Origin of the sequence: Neobacillus rhizophilus, from assembly GCF_018343535.1 — a bacterium.
Taxonomy (GTDB): Bacteria; Bacillota; Bacilli; order Bacillales; family Cytobacillaceae; genus Neobacillus; species Neobacillus rhizophilus.
On the sequence record NZ_JAGYPF010000005.1, the window covers coordinates 146,797 to 165,298 of the forward strand.

21 protein-coding genes and 2 other annotated features are annotated in these 18,502 nt (G+C 41.0%); of the genes, 16 read left to right on the top strand and 5 right to left on the bottom strand.

Going from position 1 to position 18,502, the window contains the following annotated elements:
- Positions 1-16: 16 nt before the first annotated feature.
- The 3 genes from dnaI to thrS all read left to right on the top strand — a co-directional run bounded on the left by dnaI (position 17) and on the right by thrS (position 4,266).
- Positions 17-946: a primosomal protein DnaI gene (dnaI, locus tag KHA99_RS23570; RefSeq protein WP_213119937.1), complete on the top strand. Its 930-nt coding sequence runs from the start codon at positions 17-19 to the stop codon at positions 944-946.
- Positions 947-1,061: 115 nt separating this feature from the next.
- Positions 1,062-1,940, top strand: coding sequence for a putative sporulation protein YtxC (gene ytxC, locus KHA99_RS23575; protein ID WP_213119938.1), 879 nt, complete (start codon positions 1,062-1,064; stop codon positions 1,938-1,940).
- A gap of 87 nt (positions 1,941-2,027) precedes the next feature.
- Positions 2,028-2,287 (top strand) — a binding site (T-box leader).
- Positions 2,288-2,334: 47 nt separating this feature from the next.
- Complete coding sequence (gene thrS, locus KHA99_RS23580; protein WP_213119939.1) at positions 2,335-4,266, top strand: threonine--tRNA ligase; 1,932 nt, start codon at positions 2,335-2,337, stop codon at positions 4,264-4,266.
- Between the two features lie 553 nt (positions 4,267-4,819).
- Here thrS and KHA99_RS23585 read toward each other — a convergent pair.
- Entirely contained in the window at positions 4,820-5,728 is a 909-nt protein-coding gene (locus tag KHA99_RS23585) for a nuclease-related domain-containing protein (RefSeq protein ID WP_372447634.1), read from the bottom strand.
- Positions 5,729-5,965: 237 nt separating this feature from the next.
- Positions 5,966-6,097 (top strand) — a sequence feature (ribosomal protein L20 leader region).
- Between the two features lie 109 nt (positions 6,098-6,206).
- Here KHA99_RS23585 and infC point away from each other — a divergent pair.
- The 6 genes from infC (at position 6,207) to KHA99_RS23615 (ending at position 9,289) form a co-directional block, all read left to right on the top strand.
- Positions 6,207-6,710, top strand: coding sequence for a translation initiation factor IF-3 (infC, locus tag KHA99_RS23590; RefSeq protein WP_261363831.1), 504 nt, complete (start codon positions 6,207-6,209; stop codon positions 6,708-6,710).
- 16 nt (positions 6,711-6,726) lie between these two features.
- A complete protein-coding gene (gene rpmI / locus KHA99_RS23595) occupies positions 6,727-6,927 on the top strand; it encodes a 50S ribosomal protein L35 (RefSeq protein ID WP_213119942.1) in 201 nt (66 codons plus the stop codon).
- A 38-nt stretch (positions 6,928-6,965) separates the two neighbouring features.
- On the top strand, positions 6,966-7,325 hold the full coding sequence (gene rplT, locus KHA99_RS23600; RefSeq protein ID WP_213119943.1) for a 50S ribosomal protein L20: 360 nt from the start codon (positions 6,966-6,968) through the stop codon (positions 7,323-7,325).
- Between the two features lie 58 nt (positions 7,326-7,383).
- Positions 7,384-7,644: a DUF1294 domain-containing protein gene (locus tag KHA99_RS23605; RefSeq protein ID WP_213119944.1), complete on the top strand. Its 261-nt coding sequence runs from the start codon at positions 7,384-7,386 to the stop codon at positions 7,642-7,644.
- 2 nt (positions 7,645-7,646) lie between these two features.
- A complete protein-coding gene (locus KHA99_RS23610) occupies positions 7,647-8,138 on the top strand; it encodes a dUTP diphosphatase (protein ID WP_213119945.1) in 492 nt (163 codons plus the stop codon).
- Positions 8,139-8,203: 65 nt separating this feature from the next.
- A complete protein-coding gene (locus KHA99_RS23615; protein WP_213119946.1) occupies positions 8,204-9,289 on the top strand; it encodes a M42 family metallopeptidase in 1,086 nt (361 codons plus the stop codon).
- Positions 9,290-9,346: 57 nt separating this feature from the next.
- On the opposite strand, the gene KHA99_RS23620 is transcribed toward KHA99_RS23615, so the two are convergent.
- On the bottom strand, positions 9,347-9,490 hold the full coding sequence (locus tag KHA99_RS23620) for a hypothetical protein (protein WP_213119947.1): 144 nt from the start codon (positions 9,488-9,490) through the stop codon (positions 9,347-9,349).
- A gap of 2 nt (positions 9,491-9,492) precedes the next feature.
- Positions 9,493-9,702: a small acid-soluble spore protein SspI gene (sspI, locus tag KHA99_RS23625; RefSeq protein WP_213119948.1), complete on the bottom strand. Its 210-nt coding sequence runs from the start codon at positions 9,700-9,702 to the stop codon at positions 9,493-9,495.
- Positions 9,703-9,931: 229 nt separating this feature from the next.
- Here sspI and KHA99_RS23630 point away from each other — a divergent pair, with 229 nt between their 5' ends.
- From KHA99_RS23630 to pheT, 3 genes are all read left to right on the top strand, one after another.
- Positions 9,932-10,687 (top strand): TrmH family RNA methyltransferase, encoded by a 756-nt coding sequence (locus KHA99_RS23630; RefSeq protein ID WP_213119949.1) that lies wholly within the window; start codon positions 9,932-9,934, stop codon positions 10,685-10,687.
- 348 nt (positions 10,688-11,035) lie between these two features.
- Positions 11,036-12,073 carry a phenylalanine--tRNA ligase subunit alpha gene (gene pheS / locus KHA99_RS23635; RefSeq protein ID WP_213119950.1) on the top strand — a complete coding sequence of 346 codons (1,038 nt, stop codon included), beginning with the start codon at positions 11,036-11,038 and terminating at the stop codon, positions 12,071-12,073.
- Between the two features lie 12 nt (positions 12,074-12,085).
- Complete coding sequence (gene pheT / locus KHA99_RS23640; protein WP_213119951.1) at positions 12,086-14,500, top strand: phenylalanine--tRNA ligase subunit beta; 2,415 nt, start codon at positions 12,086-12,088, stop codon at positions 14,498-14,500.
- 44 nt (positions 14,501-14,544) lie between these two features.
- Here the strand turns inward: pheT and KHA99_RS23645 are convergent, their stop codons facing one another.
- Complete coding sequence (locus KHA99_RS23645; protein WP_249366879.1) at positions 14,545-14,835, bottom strand: 4a-hydroxytetrahydrobiopterin dehydratase; 291 nt, start codon at positions 14,833-14,835, stop codon at positions 14,545-14,547.
- A gap of 20 nt (positions 14,836-14,855) precedes the next feature.
- On the bottom strand, positions 14,856-15,824 hold the full coding sequence (gene rnhC, locus KHA99_RS23650; RefSeq protein ID WP_213119952.1) for a ribonuclease HIII: 969 nt from the start codon (positions 15,822-15,824) through the stop codon (positions 14,856-14,858).
- Positions 15,825-15,928: 104 nt separating this feature from the next.
- Between rnhC and zapA the strand changes: the two genes are divergently transcribed.
- From zapA to KHA99_RS23670, 4 genes are all read left to right on the top strand, one after another.
- Positions 15,929-16,189, top strand: coding sequence for a cell division protein ZapA (gene zapA, locus KHA99_RS23655; protein ID WP_213119953.1), 261 nt, complete (start codon positions 15,929-15,931; stop codon positions 16,187-16,189).
- Positions 16,190-16,193: 4 nt separating this feature from the next.
- Complete coding sequence (locus KHA99_RS23660) at positions 16,194-16,730, top strand: CvpA family protein (RefSeq protein ID WP_213119954.1); 537 nt, start codon at positions 16,194-16,196, stop codon at positions 16,728-16,730.
- Between the two features lie 278 nt (positions 16,731-17,008).
- Positions 17,009-17,995: an SSO2105 N-terminal domain-containing protein gene (locus tag KHA99_RS23665; RefSeq protein ID WP_213119955.1), complete on the top strand. Its 987-nt coding sequence runs from the start codon at positions 17,009-17,011 to the stop codon at positions 17,993-17,995.
- Between the two features lie 118 nt (positions 17,996-18,113).
- The gene (locus KHA99_RS23670; RefSeq protein WP_213119956.1) at positions 18,114-18,464 is read left to right on the top strand and encodes a hypothetical protein; all 351 of its coding nucleotides are present in this window, start codon (positions 18,114-18,116) and stop codon (positions 18,462-18,464) included.
- Positions 18,465-18,502: the final 38 nt, after the last annotated feature.

The window sequence follows — 18,502 nt, forward strand, 5'->3', positions numbered from 1 at the left end:
ATGCTGGAGGTGAATTATGGAAAAGATCAACCACACTCTAAAACGGTTAGCCTCACATGAGAATTTTCAAAAACGATTTGCGCAAATGCGTGAGGACACATTGGCCAATCCTGATGTCAGGGATTTTTTAAGGAAGCATCAGCAGGACATCACGGAGGAGATTATTGAGAAGAGCCTGATGAAGCTTTATGAATATACGCAGCAAAGCAGGTACTGTCACAAGTGTGAAAGTCTTGAGGCATGTACCAACATGATGAAGGGGTATCATCCTGAATTAATTTTAACGAGGAGTTCTATCGATTTGAGGTACGACCGCTGTCCGAGAAAAATTATGGAAGATGAGAAGCGGAAAAATGAGAAACTCATTAAAAGTTTACATGTGCCGAAGGATATCCTGAATGCCTCGTTCGAGGAACTTGAACATGATGAGGAACGGATCGATGCCGTTCAAAAAGCTGCCGCTTTTTTACTGAAATATGAGCAGGGCAAGCCGGTGAAGGGACTTTATTTCTACGGGAAGTTTGGCGTTGGAAAATCCTATTTATTAGGTGCCATTGCCAATAAACTCGCCAAAAAGCAGATTTCTTCAATGGTTGTCTATGTTCCGGAGTTGCTGCGGGAGATGAAAAGCTCCATCGCCGATTCGACTTTAAACGAAAAAATCGATGCGTTAAAAAAAGAGCCGATTTTAATGCTTGATGATATTGGGGCTGAGGCGATGTCCAGCTGGACCCGCGATGAAGTTCTTGGACCTATCCTGCAATTTCGCATGCTCGAGAGCCTGCCGACCTTCTTTACCTCAAATTTTGATTTTCAAGGGCTTGAGCACCATTTAACCTACAGCCAACGCGGCGAAGAGGAAAAAATGAAGGCCCGCCGCATAATGGAGAGAATTCGTTCTTTGAGCGAACCCGTAATGGTGGGCGGTTCCAACCGCAGAAATTAATGTTATAAGGGATTCCGGTATTTGCCGGAGTCCTTTTTTGCATTTGAAAACTTCTATTTTGGCCAAGTCCCCCATATATATTAAAACAGAGATTCGGTTTTTAGGGGGGATTTGGTTGGCAGAGATCATCTTCCAAAATAGGATGGATGCAATCCGTTTTTATAATCATTTGCAAAAAGTATTAAATAATCTTCCTGATTATGAAAATATTCTTCTTTTTGAAGATCGACATATAGTGAAAATAATTGATGGCTCTTGTTCTTCCCATTTATTTACCAAGGTTAAAGACGCTTTTTATGAGTTTATTACATGTATCAAACGCGATGACTGGTTTATGGATATTTTGGAGCAGCAATTTTTTTACGAAGACCCGGAGGAACGGCAGCAAATTTTGGAGATTCTTTATTCCATTTTAGAAGGACATCGCTTTGAACTGTCTTCTTTTTTACAGGAAAATAATGAGGAACCTAATATTAAGGAAGCCATTCATCATGTTTTTCAGGAAAATATTTCGTTCTCGTTTGATTCGTTTGCGAAATTTAGGTTGCGCTCGTATCTCCAGCTCCTTGAAAGCTATGTGGAGCTTTCAATTGATGAATATAAAATGGAGCAGGAATACCAAATGTTTGTGAATATGCTGAGAGATTTTTTGGCAAATAGGGAACCGAAAATTGAAGTGCTGCATCTATTATTTGATGATGAAATCACCTTTTACAATGACCATTTTGAAGAAATGAAACGAAGCGAATTGATTCGTCTGATTGACCGAAAACTGTTGGTGAATCATCCAGTTTACGTCGATTCAGCCTCGATTGCCCCGCTTTTGTCACTGGCGCCGACATCTATTTTTCTTTATACAAATGATCCGGAGGCACCGCTTGTCAGAACGATTAAGAATATTTTTGAGGAAAGAGTAACGATCAAACGATTCGAGGCGCTCCGGGAAGTAAAAAATTGGGTAGGAAAAGCAGCTTCCTCCGAAAACCATGGATAAAAGATACAAATTGTTGAAATAATTTGTTTTATGAAGTTGATTTTTTAAAACTAAATCATTATAATAACGTACATAGCTTATATCATAGTAAATGTAATGATAAGGACAACAGTATTTTTTTACGGTTTTTAGAGAGGGAGGACATGGCTGGAAGCCTCCTAACACGAAAGAAATACTTACCACCTTTAAACTTCACCAGTGAACACTTCATTTTTCATGAAGCTAGTAATTGTTGACGGCAATCAGCCGTTACCCTGACCTAAAGTCATTTTCAGTATGCTTTGTTGTTGGATTCTGGAAATGGAAAATTGGGTGGAACCACGTGTTAATCAAAACTCGTCCCTATTCCTAGGGACGGGTTTTTTATTTTTTATTTTAAAAGGAGGAATTGATGATGTCAGATGTTGTAAAAATTGCATTTCCTGATGGGGCAGTAAAGGAGTTCCCAAAAGGAACGACAACAGAAGATATTGCGGCATCCATCAGCCCTGGTCTGAAGAAAAAGGCTATTGCCGGCAAACTAAACGGTCAAATGTATGATCTTCGCCGTCCAATTCAAGAAGACGGTTCAATAGAAATCGTGACACCAGAATCAGCTGATGCACTAGAGGTATTACGTCATAGTACGGCCCACTTAATGGCACAGGCTGTAAAACGTTTGTACCCGGGAGCGAAGCTTGGTGTCGGCCCTGTTATTGAAGGTGGATTTTATTACGATATGGATTTAGAGGAATCTTTAACACCTGAAGATCTTCCTAAAATCGAAAAGGAAATGGCTAAAATCGTTAGCGAGAACATTGAAGTTGTTCGCAAGGAAGTCAGCCGTTCCGAAGCGGTTCAGCTTTTTAAAGAAATCAACGATGAGTATAAGCTTGAGTTGATTGAAGCTATTCCCGATGAGGAACAAGTAACGATCTATGAGCAGGGTGATTTCTTTGACCTATGCCGGGGGATCCATGTTCCATCAACTGGGAAAATTAAAGAATTTAAGCTGTTAAGCATTGCGGGTGCCTACTGGCGCGGCGACAGCAACAATAAAATGCTGCAGCGCGTATACGGTACTGCCTTTTTCAAAAAGGAAGATTTAGCTGAGCATCTTCGTCTGCTTGAAGAAGCAAAAGAGCGTGACCACCGCAAGCTAGGTAAGGAGCTTAACTTATTTACTAATTCCCAAAAGGTAGGGCAAGGTTTGCCGCTTTGGCTGCCAAAGGGTGCAACAATCCGTCGTATCGTTGAGCGCTATATCGTGGACAAAGAGGTCAGCTTAGGCTATGACCACGTTTATACACCGATTATGGCAAACGTGGAGTTATATAAAACTTCCGGCCACTGGGATCATTACCATGAAGATATGTTCCCAGTAATGGAAATGGACAATGAGCAATTGGTGCTCCGTCCAATGAACTGCCCGCACCATATGATGGTGTACAAAAATGCGATGCACAGCTACCGTGAGCTTCCAATTCGGATTGCCGAGTTAGGAACAATGCACCGTTATGAAATGTCTGGTGCTTTATCCGGATTGCAGCGTGTCCGCGGGATGACTTTGAATGATGCGCATATCTTTGTTCGTCCGGATCAAATTAAGGAAGAATTCCAGCGAGTTGTTCGGCTGATTCTAGAGGTTTATAAAGATTTCGATATTAAGGAATATTCATTCCGATTATCGTATCGTGATCCTCAAGATAAGGAAAAGTACTTCGATGACGATGCGATGTGGGAAAAAGCACAAAGCATGTTAAAAGAAGCGATGGATGACCTTGGACTTGATTATTTCGAAGCAGAGGGAGAAGCCGCTTTCTACGGTCCTAAATTGGATGTTCAAGTCAGAACTGCTTTAGGTAAGGACGAAACTTTGTCGACTGTGCAATTAGATTTCTTGCTGCCTGAACGTTTTGATTTAACTTATGTTGGTGAAGATGGCAAGCAGCACCGTCCAGTTGTTATCCACCGTGGCGTAGTTTCCACAATGGAACGTTTTGTTGCTTACTTGATTGAAGAATACAAGGGTGCGTTTCCAACTTGGCTGGCGCCTGTACAGGTTCAAGTTATTCCTGTTTCGCCAGAAGCGCATTTTGATTATGCTCGAAAGGTACAGGAACAACTTAAAGCTGCAGGCTTCCGCGTTGAATTGGACGGCCGTGATGAAAAAATCGGCTATAAGATCCGCGAAGCGCAAATGCAGAAAATCCCTTATATGCTGGTTGTCGGTGATAAGGAAGTCGAGGAAAACGCTGTTAACGTACGTAAATATGGCGAGCAGAAGTCTGAGACTAAGGCGTTTGAAGAGTTCTTGGCTGGGCTTAAGGCGGAAGTGCAGAAATAATCAGCAATTTTAAAAAAAGGGAGAGAGATCTCCCTTTTTGGTTTTTACAAAATAAACTCGGTATATGAAAGATGCAAAAATATCCTTAATTTGGCTTATTAAAGACAAAATAGCCTGGAAAAGAGGCGAAAATGTCTTTGATTCAACTTATCATAGACAAAACAGTCTAAGAAAGAGGCGAAAATGTCTTTGATTCAACTTATCAAAGACAAAACAGTCTAAGAAAGAAGCGAAAATGTCTTTGATTCAACTTATCAAAGACAAAACAGTCTAAGAAAGAGGCGAAAATGTCTTTGATTCAGCTTATTAAAGACAAAACAGCCTAAGAAAGAGGCGAAAATGTCTTTGATTCAACTTATCAAAGACAAAGCAGCCTAAGAAAGAGGCGAAAATGTCTTTGATTCAGCTTATCAAAGACAAAACAGCCTAAGAAAGAGGCAATAATGTCTTTGATTCAGCTTATTAAAGACAAAACAGCCTAAGAAAGAGGCAATAATGTCTTTGATTCAACTTATCAAAGACAAAACACCCTAGGAAAGTGGTAAAAATGTCATTATTCATAATATGCCCATGGGCCAACTCCGATAATTTTATAGTTTTCATTTAAAATTCGGCTAATTCTCTTTTTAGATTCAATCACCCCGCACCATTCATAAACAATATTAGTTGTTATTTTCATTCCAGGAAAAAGCAGCTTAATTTCCCTCACACATCGCAAAACAGCGTCTGTCACCAATTCTTCATGTCCGCAATCCAAGCAAATACAATTTTTCCCTTCAACAGAAATCGAAAACGAGTTGCAGATTTTACAGGTATGTCCTTTTCTTAGTTGATCATACCGATAAGGAGGCAATTGTGTATAAGGTGATTTCTTAATATGGAGAGAAACAAGTTTATCTGCAAGCCTCTTGTGATAGTCATTTAGCTTTAATGGGGACTTGTCCAATTTTTCTAAATAACTGGATACCTGTGTTGGAAAAATAAAGGGCTTGGTGAGGGGAGCTTGGTATAGTGTGAACTTGGGATTGATGAAAATTACTTTGGCTTCAATCGGCAGATTTACGCCTAGGGTTTGGAGCAATTGGCGGAGCAAAGATTCACTCCGAATTAACTGGTAAAGTGGATTAGTATATTCAGTCTTGGGCAGCTTATATAATCTATCTGATTCTGGTTCGGATTCTGGCCCTAACTCGTAAAAATAATTACCTTCATTATTTTTTACTTCATACAAATAAATCTGTCCAGGCACAATAATCAATGAGTCAATTTGAAAAGTTTGATTGTTTACTGTAAACAACAAATCGTTTAAAATAATGCTTTCGCATCTGAGCTGTTCGGTCAGCTTATCGAACATTATCTCTCCTTCATATCCTTTTTTTAGCCGTAAATAACGATGTCTGTCACCATCTGATAAAGTCATCCGAGAATTTAACACTCCTAAAATGAGTAATTCTTCAGACACGGTTCGCGGTTTATACGCCACAGGCCACATCCTTTCTCCAAATTTATTTTAATAAAAAATGATAACAACGTTTCCTCCTAGGAATGAATGTTTTGTTAACTTTTACCTGTAATAAAAAAATGTTGAATAATTTCCGCTTTCCTGCTAAAATAAATTTCGTTGTCACAAAAGGAGTTCATTTGACATCGCTCTTTGCTTGTGTTATAGTATCTAAGGTATGAATTGAATACTTGTTTTTAGGAAAAGAAGAAGCACCCGCTTCTCACCTGATTGACGCAGTTTGGCAGTTGGCAGGTTTTACGAGGACTTTTAGTTATTTTAACTTTGTTCGTAAAGTGTGGGTGTGTACATCCACACTTTTTTTATTTGTACTTCTCATGGACTGCCAAACTATATAGAAATCTTGGTGGGAAGTATGTATTTTCCAAACGTTGTATTCTTGATTAAACCTTGGAGGTGGCTAACTATTAGCAAAGACATGTTAGTAAATGATGGGATTCGCGCTCGTGAAGTTCGCTTGATTGATCAAAATGGCGAGCAGTTAGGAATTAAATCCAAAATCGAAGCGCTGGAGATTGCCGGACGAGTGAATTTAGATTTAGTGCTTGTAGCACCAAACGCTAAGCCTCCGGTAGCCCGGATTATGGACTACGGCAAATTTAAATTCGAGAATCAAAAGAAAGAAAAAGAAGCTCGAAAGAACCAAAAGATTATCACGACAAAAGAAGTTCGTTTAAGTCCAACAATTGATGAGCACGACTTTAATACAAAGCTTCGCAATGCTATTAAGTTCTTGGAAAAAGGCGACAAGGTAAAAGCTTCTATCCGATTTAAGGGCCGGGCGATTACCCATAAAGAAATCGGTCAAAAAGTATTAGACCGTTTTGCAGCAGAGTGTAAGGAAGTAGCTACGATTGAGTCTCATCCAAAAATGGATGGTCGCAGCATGTTCCTGGTTTTAGCACCTAAAATCGAAAAGTAATAAGGAGGACATCCCAATGCCAAAAATGAAAACTCACAGAGGCGCGGCAAAGCGTTTTAAGAAAACTGGAAGTGGTCAATTAAAGCGTGACCACGCTTATACAAGCCACTTATTTGCAAACAAATCAACTAAAGCAAAGCGTAAGCTTCGCAAATCATCACTTGTTTCTAAAGGTGATTTCAAACGCATTCGTCAACTATTAACTAACGTAAAGTAATCGATATAAGCATTGATTTAATCTAGGAGGGAAATTACATGCCACGTGTAAAAGGCGGTACAGTTACTCGCAAACGTCGTAAAAAAGTTCTTAAATTAGCTAAAGGTTATTTTGGTTCAAAACATACATTATATAAAGTTGCTAACCAACAGGTTATGAAATCATTAATGTATGCATTCCGTGACCGTCGCCAAAAGAAGCGCGACTTCCGCAAACTTTGGATTACTCGTATCAACGCAGCAGCTCGCATCAACGGTCTTTCTTACAGCCGTTTAATGCATGGCTTAAAGCTTGCTGGTATCGAAGTAAACCGCAAAATGCTTGCTGAATTAGCAATCAGCGATGCAAACGCATTTGCTGAATTAGCAAACGCTGCTAAAGCTCAATTAAATAAATAATTAAACATATGGCCATTCTCTATGATGAGGATGGCCTTTTCTGTAGAGGAGATTGTTTATGGTAGGATTATGGGCAGCTATTATGGCTATAAACATAGTATCATTCTGCTTAATGGGTGTTGATAAAAGCAGAGCGAAAAAACATCAATACCGGATTAGGGAAAGAACGTTGTGGCTTGCAGCGTTATTTGGCGGTGCTGTTGGCGCTACAGTTGGTATGTACTTCTTCCGGCATAAAACAAAGCATCTCCAGTTCAAGATTGGCTTTCCTATTCTGGCAATCATCGATGTGATACTTTATATAAAGGGAGTGTTTTAATAATGAACCTTGTGAAGTTGTTTCAAATGCAAAAGGCATTAGATTCGCATATTGAGAAAAAGCATCAGCTTCAGAACGAGGATTTATTCAGCCGAAAAATTCTCGCCTTATTAGTTGAGCTGGGCGAGCTCGCTAACGAAACTCGCTGCTTTAAATTTTGGAGCGTTAAGCCTTCATCACCAAAAGATGTGATTCTTGAGGAGTTCGTTGATGGGGTGCATTTTATTTTATCGCTGGGGATTGAGTGCGGATTTGATCAAAAGGGAATGGGAATAAAGGCTGCACAGCCTGAGTGTAGCGCGACAGAACAGTTCTTAAGTGTTTATGAAGGGGTCACCATTTTTCAAAAAACAAAAAGCTTTGAGGATTACCTGCGATTATTCGAAGCCTATTTGCAGCTGGCAGTCCTGCTTGGGATATCTTATGAAGATATGGAACAGGCATATTTTTCAAAAAACGAAGTAAATTATCTAAGACAGCAAAACAACTATTAATTTGTTAATTGTCAGATACTTTCGTTATAATGAAAATGAACGTACATATAAAAGGGGGCTAAATAATGGCAAAAATGGATGAAACATTAACCATGCTGAAGGATCTAACCGATGCCAATGGGATTCCCGGCAATGAGCGTGAAGTGCGCGAAGTCATGAAAAAATACATAGCACCATACGCAGACGAAATCACGACAGATGGATTAGGCAGTTTAATTGCAAAGAAAGTCGGCAAGGAGGGCGGGCCTAAAATCATGGTAGCCGGCCACTTGGACGAAGTTGGCTTTATGGTGACGGCGATTGATGACAAAGGCTTCCTGCGCTTTCAAACAGTCGGTGGCTGGTGGGGCCAGGTAATGCTTGCTCAGCGCGTGACCATTGTAACAAGGAAGGGCAATGTAACAGGAATTATCGGCTCTAAGCCGCCGCATGTTTTATCCGCGGAAGCCCGCAAGAAGCCAATTGAAATCAAAGACATGTTCATTGATATCGGTGCATCAAGCCGTGAGGAAGCATCTGAGTGGGGCGTCCGACCTGGAGACATGGTCGTGCCATATTTTGAATTCACCGTAATGAACAATGAAAAGATGCTTCTTGCGAAAGCTTGGGATAACCGCATCGGCTGTGCGATTGCGATTGATGTTTTAAAGCAATTGCAAGGTGTTGATCATCCGAATGTTGTTTACGGCGTCGGAAATGTTCAAGAAGAGGTTGGCTTGCGCGGTGCCAAGACAGCTACTTATAAAATCCAGCCTGATATCGGCTTTGCTGTTGATGTAGGTATTGCCGGCGATACACCTGGAATTAGCGAAAAAGAAGCGATGAGCAAAATGGGCAAAGGGCCGCAAGTGGTTGTCTATGATGCTTCAATGGTAGCGCACAAGGGACTGCGTGATTTTGTAACGGATACTGCGGATGAACTCAACATCCCTTACCAATTTGAATCCATCCCAGGCGGTGGAACAGATGCGGGCTCCATCCATTTAACGCATAATGGGGTACCAGCGCTGGCGATTACGATTGCAACTCGTTATATTCATTCACATGCTGCAATGCTTCATCGTGATGACTATGAAAATGCAGTTAAGCTGATTGTAGAGGTCATTAAGCGTTTGGATCGCGAGGCTGTTGATAAGATTACGTTTGAATAAGAATATTGGGGTCCTCGGCTGCTGTGTTTGCGGACGGGGACTTTTATGTTTTGGCAATTAGCCAATAGGATGGGGAAATTCGCCAATAAAATGCGAAGATTCGCCAATAGAACGTGACAATTCGCCAATAGAAGCCTGAAATTCGCCAATAGCGATTAAAAAACAGCCGCCAACCAATCGGCCGGCGGCTAAAAATCCCATTTTTAATGCTTTAACCCGCTTTCAAGCGTGCCAAGCATCTCTTTTTTCTCTTGTTCAGATGAATTTTGCCAAATAACTTCAAATAATACGCCCAATCCCGGCAGCATTTTCTCTTCCCCGCTTTGAATCGCATCGACAATGGTATCCTCTAATTGGTCTTGCGTATTATTGGAAACATTGTGAATAACAGCATTCCGCAAATTGAAATTCATAATGGGCCACTCCTTCTTTAACCTTAAATTCTTTAGCTAATAGGGAATAATAAATTTCCCCAAATTTATTATTCCCTAACGCATAAATTCAACTACGCTTCTGTCTTCGTCCTAACGGACTCGCAATCAGTGAGTTTTCATTTATTATCATTTCTAATTTTTGTTTTAATATGTATTTTAATTGGGCTATAATGTAAAAATCAGAGTAATTTTTAAAGGGGAAACAAAATTGAAATATATCCAATCGCAGCAAAATCCGCAGGTCAAGCAATGGAAAAAGCTTTTAACGAAAAAAGAGCGGGACCGCTCAGATACATTTTTAGTGGAAGGCTTTCATTTAGTGGAAGAAGCACTCAAACAGGATGAACAAGTTTTAGAAATCATTATTTCTGAAAAAATAGGTGTGCCGCCGCGCCTCGATGCAGGGCAGACACCTATTTACATGGTGACGGAGGAAATCGCCGATTCCTTATCGGAAACGGAGACGCCCCAGGGGATTTATGCTGTCTGCCGGCAAACCGATCAAAAAACAGACTTAAAAAATGCAAAAACGTACCTCCTGATCGATGCTGTTCAAGATCCGGGAAATCTCGGCACGATGATTCGGACAGCAGATGCGGCGGGAATTGATGCGGTAATTGTAGGCAAAGGCAGCGTCGATGTTTTTAACGGAAAGGTTCTTCGTTCCGCTCAAGGAAGTCACTTTCACCTTCCAATTATAAGAGGCGACCTTCAAGAATGGACGACAAAACTGAAAGAAAAAAATATACCTGTTTATGGAACAGCACTCGAAGGAGCATCTGCATATACTGATATTTCAACCGGTGAAGCTTTTGCTCTGATTGTCGGTAACGAAGGGAGCGGCATGAATAAAGAACTTCTTTCCCAAACAACTGCCAACCTTTATATTCCGATTTACGGCAAAAGCGAATCGCTGAATGTCGCGGTTGCAGCAGGAATTCTTTTATATTATTTGAAAAAATAAAATTGAAACACTCAAAAAATTAGTATATAATAATGAACAATGTTGATATTTAAAAGACAATGACGGAGAAGAGTATCTTGTCAAATGGCCATTTTTAGGGAGAAAGTGCCGCGACTGAAAGCACTTTTATGGACAGGGCAGGAGAAGTTCACCTCCTGAGTCGGCATCGGGACCATTTCCATTGGAGATGTAAAGATGCGCCCGGCTACAGCCGTTATCTGAATGAAGCGAACACAATATGTGTATACATACGTGTTTACAAGGGTGGTACCGCGATCTAATACCTCGTCCCTTTTTTGGGGGCGGGGTTTTTTTATTTTTTACATAAAAAATAAAGGAGGAAACAAAATGCAAGAGCGTTTAAAAGAATTGCAGGAAGAAGCGATTCAGAAAGTGGAACAGTCTTCAAGCTTAAAAGAATTGAATGACATCCGTGTTGCTTATTTAGGAAAAAAGGGCCCGATTACCGAGGTACTGCGTGGTATGGGCAAATTATCGGCGGAAGAGCGTCCGGTGATTGGAGCTCTAGCTAATGAAGTACGTGAAGCCATCGCTGCTAAAATCGAAGCCAAGCAAAATCAGCTTGAAGAAGCAGCTGTTTTAGAAAAAATGGCTTCTGAAAGCATTGACGTTACCCTTCCAGGGCGTCCTGTTAATGTTGGGAGCCATCATCCATTAACAAAAATCATCGAGGAAATCGAAGACTTGTTTATAGGAATGGGCTATGAAATAGCAGAAGGACCTGAGGTAGAGCAGGATTATTATAACTTCGAAGCGTTGAACCTGCCGAAAGGCCACCCTGCCCGCGACATGCAGGATTCCTTCTACATTACGGAAGAACTCTTGCTTCGCACCCATACATCACCGGTTCAGGCCCGGACGATGGAAAAACACAACGGCAAAGGTCCGATTAAAATCATCTGCCCTGGTAAAGTATACCGCCGCGATAATGATGATGCGACGCACTCACATCAGTTCATGCAAATAGAGGGCTTAGTGGTAGGCGAAAACATCCGTATGAGTGATCTTAAGGGAACATTGGATGTATTTGCGAAAAAAATGTTCGGCCAAGATCGTGAAATCCGTCTTCGCCCAAGCTTTTTCCCATTCACAGAACCTTCCGTGGAGATGGATATTTCCTGTAAAGTATGCGGAGGCCACGGCTGTAATGTTTGTAAGCAGACAGGCTGGATTGAAATCCTTGGCGCCGGAATGGTTCATCCAAACGTACTTGAGATGGCTGGCTATGATTCAAAGAAATACACTGGATTTGCTTTTGGAATGGGACCGGAGCGGATTGCGATGCTGAAATACGGTGTTGATGATATCCGTCATTTCTATACAAATGATGTTCGTTTCTTAAAGCAATTTTCGGTAGAAGAATAGGAGGTTGACGATATGTTCGTTTCATATAAATGGCTCCAGGATTACGTAGACTTAACTGGAGTTTCGGCAAATGAATTAGCTGAAAAAATTACTAAAAGCGGGATTGAAGTAGAAGGCGTTGAAATCCTAAATGAAGGCATTAAAGGTGTTGTGGTTGGTCATGTAGTAGAACGCGTGCAGCATCCAAATGCCGATAAATTAAGCAAGTGTCAGGTTGATATAGGCGAGGGTGAGCCGGTTCAGATTATCTGCGGTGCGCCGAATGTCGCCCAGGGTCAAAAGGTAGCTGTTGCAAAAGTTGGTGCCATCCTTCCAGGCAATTTTAAAATTAAAAAAGCAAAGCTTCGCGGCGAAGAATCAAACGGTATGATTTGTTCTCTACAAGAGCTTGGCATGGAAGGAAAAATTGTTCCTAAAGAATACTCAGAAGGAATCTTTGTTTTTCCAGCAGATGCAGAGGTCGGGGCAGATGCACTTGCCTTGTTGAATCGCGACGACGAAGTTCTTGAACTTGGTTTAACGCCAAACCGTGCTGATTGCTTAAGCATGTTAGGAGTAGCTTATGAAGTGGCAGCGATTCTTGGCAGAGAGGTTAAGCTTCCAGAAACAAGCCTAGAGTCGCTTAGTGAAAAGGCAACGGATTATGTAAAGGTTGTTGTCGAGGCGACTGAGGATAATCCGCTATACGTTGCGAAAATGATTAAAAATGTGAAAATCGGGCCGTCACCACTGTGGATGCAAACCCGCTTAATGTCTGCGGGAATCCGTCCGCACAATAACGTGGTTGATATCACGAACTACATTCTTCTCGAATATGGCCAGCCGCTTCATGCGTTTGACTACGACCGTTTAGGTTCAAAAGAAATCCTTGTACGCCGTGCGAACGATGGCGAGAAATTTGTGACGCTTGATGATGTAGAGCGCACATTAACAGCTGACCATTTAGTGATCACGAACGGAACAGAACCTGTTGCGCTTGCTGGTGTAATGGGCGGTGCCAATTCTGAGGTAACTTCTGATACGACTACTGTGTTATTGGAAGCAGCTTATTTTAACGGAGCAACAGTAAGAAAAGCGTCTAAAGATCACGGCCTGCGCAGTGAAGCCAGTGCCCGCTTTGAAAAAGGGGTAGACCCGAACCGTGTACGTGTTGCTGGTGAACGTGCAGCCTACTTAATGGCTAAGTACGCTGGCGGCGAAGTTTTAGAAGGAGCAGCAGAGGTTGATACATTAACTGTTGAGCCGGCAGTGGTTTCAGTTACTCTTGAAAAAATCAACCGAGTACTGGGAACCGGCCTTGAAATGAAGGATGTGGAAGCCATCTTCGACCGCCTTCAATTTGGGGTTTCTGTTGAAGGGGATACGGTTACTGTAACGGCACCAACACGCCGCGGCGATATCAAAATCGAAGAGGATTTACTCGAAGAGGTTGCCCGCCTATTTGGCTATGACAACATCCCGAAAACCTTGCCGATCGGTTCCACAACACCAGGAAAGCTATCTGAATACCAAAAGAAACGCCGTGTCGTCCGTGCCTATTTAGAAGGAGCAGGCTTGTACCAGGCCGTAACTTATTCTTTAACAAGTGAAGAGAAAGCTTCGCAATTTGCTATGGAAAAACGCGACTTCATTCGCCTGGCGATGCCGATGAGCGAAGACCGCAGTATACTTCGTCTAAGCATCCTGCCACAGCTGCTAGAAGTATTGAAATACAACAGCGCTCGTCAAAATGACAGCCTAGCAGTATACGAAACCGGAAATGTCTTTTTATCCAACGGTGTGGATGTTCTTCCTGAAGAAAAAGAGCATTTGGCCGGAGCTATTACCGGTCTTTGGAACAATCATTCTTGGCAGGGCGAAAAGAAACCTGTTGATTTCTTCGTTTTAAAAGGTATTTTGGAAGGACTATTCGCAAAGCTTGGTCTGACAGAACGTGTCGCATATGTTCAAGCGCAGGTAGAAGGCATGCACCCTGGGCGGACAGCGGAAATCCGGTTAGATGGCTCGAAAATTGGTTTTGCCGGCCAGCTGCATCCAAGCGTCCAAAAAGACCTAGATTTAAAAGATACCTATGTATTTGAATTATCATTAAAAGCAGTTCTTGGTGTAGAAACGGAAGCACTGCAATATCAGTCTATTCCGCGCTACCCATCCATCACAAGAGACATTGCCCTTGTGGTAAACAGAGAAACGGTGTCAGGCACGTTGAAGGATATTATCGTTAAAGCTGGTTCACCTCTTTTGAAAGAGGCTTATGTCTTTGACTTATATGAAGGCGATAAGATGGAAGAAGGCAAGAAGTCGATTGCGTTCTCATTGAAATATGTGGATCCAGAACGTACTCTTACAGATGAAGAGGTAACAAAGGTTCACGATCGCGTGCTTGAGGCATTGAAAGAGCAAGCAGGTGCGGTTTTAAGGGGATAAGTATTAAAAAAGAGTATCCATTGGCGTGGATACTCTTTTTGCATTTATTTGTATTTTTCGTAGAGGGTGTCATATTGTTTTGCAAGGGAGATATCAAGGTCGGTTAAACCTCCAGCATGCCAGGAGGTTATTTTTAAAGTTACCATTTTATAGTCAATCGATATGAATGGATGGTGATTTTTTTCTTCGGATAACTGTGCGATGTCATTAACGAATGCAATCCCTTTTAAAAATTCCTGAAAGCGGTACTTTTTAACAATAAACTTGCCTTCCAATTTCCAGCCGGTTAGACTATTAAGCACTAAAGTAATTTCTTCTTCACCTAATCTCTTCAAGTTAATCCCTCCCTTAATTTTCACTTTCTCTTCTTATTAACTAAGGCCACTGCTTTTTCAGTATTCGCAAAATGCATCTTCACAAACGATGGCAGCACAGCTTGCCCTTTTTTCAAAATTAGCTTGGCAGCGGCCTCATCAACCTGGGCCCCGGCCCCCTTTGGGACTCGAAAACCGGCCGCCTCGCTCAGTTTATCAATATATTGAATAAACGCATACCGGGCCAGAATACTGGCGGCGGCAACCGCCAAATGAATCCCCTCCGCCTTCGTGCTAAAATAAACATTTTCCCTCGCGATAGCTTTTTGTCCTTTTAAATGCTGATAATAGGTGCCAGCTTGCACAAATTGGTCAATCAAAATAGCGTCAGGCTTTTCCGGACTAATCTTCTCTAATACTTTTAATATCGCCTGATTATGAAGCAAAGCCTTCATCTTCCCTTGAGTCATTCCCGCCGCCTGAACTTGATTATACTTTTCATTTTTTAATGTCATCAGGCTAAAGGGGACAACATCCTTAATCACCTTAGCAATTTCAATTATTTTTTCATCATTTAAATCCTTCGAATCCCGTACTCCCAATTCTTTTAATAAAGGAATATCCTTTTTCCGTACATATGCAGCGACAACCGTAATCGGGCCGAAAAAGTCTCCGGTCCCAACTTCATCCGAGCCAATAACAGACCATTCTCTAAATCCGGCCGGAAGCCCAGCCCCTGCGTTAGCAGAGGTTGCTGTCGATTTTCCATTGCCGGCTGCCTTTTTGGCTGGTCCGGATTCTGAAGCGGCCCCGCCCCATCTCCCCGCTTCCTTCTCACAATCATTCCCCTGAAACAACACCTTCCCCGATTTATAAGCGGTAATGGCACAACCGGGAGTTTTCGCCGCAAACACGCTTCCGGGAGGAACCTTATCCGTTAAATACTTGCTGTAATAGTCTTTCATCTTTAAAATTGTATTCATATTACATACCAAAACAACATTTGCCACTAAAAGCACCACATTTCTATTAAATATATTCATTATTACAACTTTTCGACTTTAATCTTTTCATGTTATGATATAGTGTAGGATTCCTGAAAGGGGCATTAACATTGTCGAATACTCAGAAAAATAGAATTACCGTAGATATTTACGGACAACAATACGTGATTTTAGGCACGGAAAGCCCGAGTCATATTCGCTATGTAGCATCGTTGGTCAATGCTAAAATGCGCGAAATCAGTTCTAAGAATCCAGGACTCGAGGTAAATAAACTTGCAGTTTTAACAGCAGTTAACGCAGTCAATGATTATATCAAAATAAAAGAAGAGTTGGAACGACTGACGATAGAACTTCAAAAAGAAAAGGAATAAAAACATGTTAGATTTAGTCATTATTTTATTTTTAATTATTGGTTTTTTTGTCGGCCTAAAAAGAGGCTTTATCCTGCAGCTGGTTCATTTAACCGGTTTTATCATTGCCTATATTGCCGCCTACATTTACTATGATGATCTTGCTCCAAAACTGACCCTTTGGATTCCTTATCCAAACCTTGGCGAGGATACGGCATTAAAAATTATCACCGATGCGGCTAACATGGAGACAGCCTTTTATCGGGCAATTGCATTTGTCATCATCTTCTTTGCCGTAAAAGTGCTCATGCAGATTATTGGATCGATGTTTGACTTTATTGCTCATTTGCCAGTATTAAGACTGTTGAACGTATGGGCTGGAGGAATTTTAGGATTTTTGGAAGTCTATTTAATTATCTTTATTGTATTATATATCGGCGCCTTATTACCAATCGAACTTTTCCAAAATATGCTGGATGGCTCCTTCATGGCAAAGGCGATTGTGAATTACACCCCTGTTCTTTCTCAGCAGATTAAGGACTGGTGGTTAAAACAGTTATAAAAAAATATAAAAAAGCGCCATAAAACGTACAAAATAACGTAATAGATAAAATTCTGAAAAGTAGTAAAATAGACATAGAGGTGATTCTTTATGTCTATTTTTTTATCGCAGAAACTGGGACGTGAATTCTTAAATATTACTCGGACCACAATCCTACGTTGGGAAGAACAAGGCAAAATTAAATCTCGATTATGACCTCATTTTCGGCCAGATTATATGGAAAAAGAGGCGCTAAGAAATGAATAAGACACTTTCCGAACTGGAAAGGGGGGAGCAAGATGTCCAAGAAAAAGACTGAACAGGCGATTACATTTACAGGTGTGGTTATGAGTCCTTCTATCATATACGAGTCAATTATACTGGACGAGCTTATGCGGAAATTTCAGTCAGCTAAACGTTTTCTGCGTGAGCGCATCTTTGAAGGTTTAGACCGTAAAACTGCCGTGGCAAAAGCGAAACCACTTTTTCTGAATAACTCCCGCTATATGAGAGATGCCTTTCTTGAAGCGGAAGCCTCCATATCTTCGCAAAAAGAATTGTTGCCTTTGTATGTTGAGCAATTTAAAACATCAATGCAAAAAATAGAGAAGCAAATAGAAAAAATCCAACAATCCCGGAAGTCCGATAAGGAAGACCTAATCAAGAACAAGCAGTTTCGAATCAAAAAATTAAACAAGAAAATGACCTATTACCAATACCATATTGAAAACGACAGTGTTCCAAAAGTTGTAGATGGTACAAGGAAAAAGTTAATTCTTTTAAACAAACATAAAATTACCAAACAAGAGTGGGTTTATTCACGTACCAACTCCCTTTATTCACGAGGCGAAGCCTCAAAGGGAGGAAATGAGAATATCAAATTGCGTTACCTGCAAGACCGTTCTTTTGAAATGAACGTGTTAAACCCTTTATCCTCCAAAAGAAATGACCGGCTGCGTTTTGAAGTTCACTTCTCCGAAAAACACATCTCGACGATTCTTGCCCATCTATCAACCGGAAATGCCTATAGTATTCGGATTTTGCGTGAAGACGAAAAATACTATGTCCATTTAACCTTTGACCAAAAACTACAGACTTCCTATGATTTCTCAAAAGGATGCGCTGGCATCGATATCAATCCAGATAATTTGTCTGTCACCATCGTCCATCCAAACGGAAATTTTCGAATGAGTAAAGTATTTTGGATGAATGATGTCAATAACGTACGCTCCGACAAACGGAATTGGATCATTGGAAATACCATTGCATCTGTAAGAGTGGGTTAAATCCAATGGAATTGAAGTGATAGCCATTGAAGATTTATATTTCAAAAATGATTTAAGCAAAAATACCAAATTCAATCGCATGAGCAGTAACTTTGTATACAGGAAGATTTTGACCACTTTGATTTCAAAATGCATAAAAGAAGGAATATCGCTTGCCCAAGTTCCGGCTTACTATTCTTCTTTGATCGGACGGGTAAAATATCAAAAACCATACGGGCTTTCCGTTCATCAAAGCGCAGCGCTGGTTTTAGCCCGCCGTGCCATGGGATATGATGAAAAAATCCCAAAACAGATGATGTTAGTCCTTTTTGCCAAGGAAGCAAAAAAGGGACATCAGGTAAGTGATTTATTTAAATATTGGAAGAAAGTGCAGGCCTGGATTACAGCCCTCAAGGAAAAGGCTTATCAAAATCGTGAACCATACAAGCATTGGTATATGGACGACTTTATTGAATATGCAGCATCTTAAAAAAACTGTCTTTTGAAGCCTTTGTTTTAGTACGGACA

Coding starts and splice junctions, on each gene's coding strand:
- rplT (WP_213119943.1), top strand. CDS start 6,966: ATGCCACGTGTAAAAGGCGGTACAGTTACTCGCAAACGTCGTAAAAAA.
- thrS (WP_213119939.1), top strand. CDS start 2,335: ATGTCAGATGTTGTAAAAATTGCATTTCCTGATGGGGCAGTAAAGGAG.
- dnaI (WP_213119937.1), top strand. CDS start 17: ATGGAAAAGATCAACCACACTCTAAAACGGTTAGCCTCACATGAGAAT.
- rpmI (WP_213119942.1), top strand. CDS start 6,727: ATGCCAAAAATGAAAACTCACAGAGGCGCGGCAAAGCGTTTTAAGAAA.
- KHA99_RS23660 (WP_213119954.1), top strand. CDS start 16,194: ATGTTAGATTTAGTCATTATTTTATTTTTAATTATTGGTTTTTTTGTC.
- pheT (WP_213119951.1), top strand. CDS start 12,086: ATGTTCGTTTCATATAAATGGCTCCAGGATTACGTAGACTTAACTGGA.
- infC (WP_261363831.1), top strand. CDS start 6,207: ATGTTAGTAAATGATGGGATTCGCGCTCGTGAAGTTCGCTTGATTGAT.
- KHA99_RS23610 (WP_213119945.1), top strand. CDS start 7,647: ATGAACCTTGTGAAGTTGTTTCAAATGCAAAAGGCATTAGATTCGCAT.
- KHA99_RS23620 (WP_213119947.1), bottom strand. CDS start 9,490: ATGGGATTTTTAGCCGCCGGCCGATTGGTTGGCGGCTGTTTTTTAATC.
- pheS (WP_213119950.1), top strand. CDS start 11,036: ATGCAAGAGCGTTTAAAAGAATTGCAGGAAGAAGCGATTCAGAAAGTG.
- KHA99_RS23665 (WP_213119955.1), top strand. CDS start 17,009: ATGTCCAAGAAAAAGACTGAACAGGCGATTACATTTACAGGTGTGGTT.
- sspI (WP_213119948.1), bottom strand. CDS start 9,702: ATGAATTTCAATTTGCGGAATGCTGTTATTCACAATGTTTCCAATAAT.
- KHA99_RS23605 (WP_213119944.1), top strand. CDS start 7,384: ATGGTAGGATTATGGGCAGCTATTATGGCTATAAACATAGTATCATTC.
- KHA99_RS23615 (WP_213119946.1), top strand. CDS start 8,204: ATGGCAAAAATGGATGAAACATTAACCATGCTGAAGGATCTAACCGAT.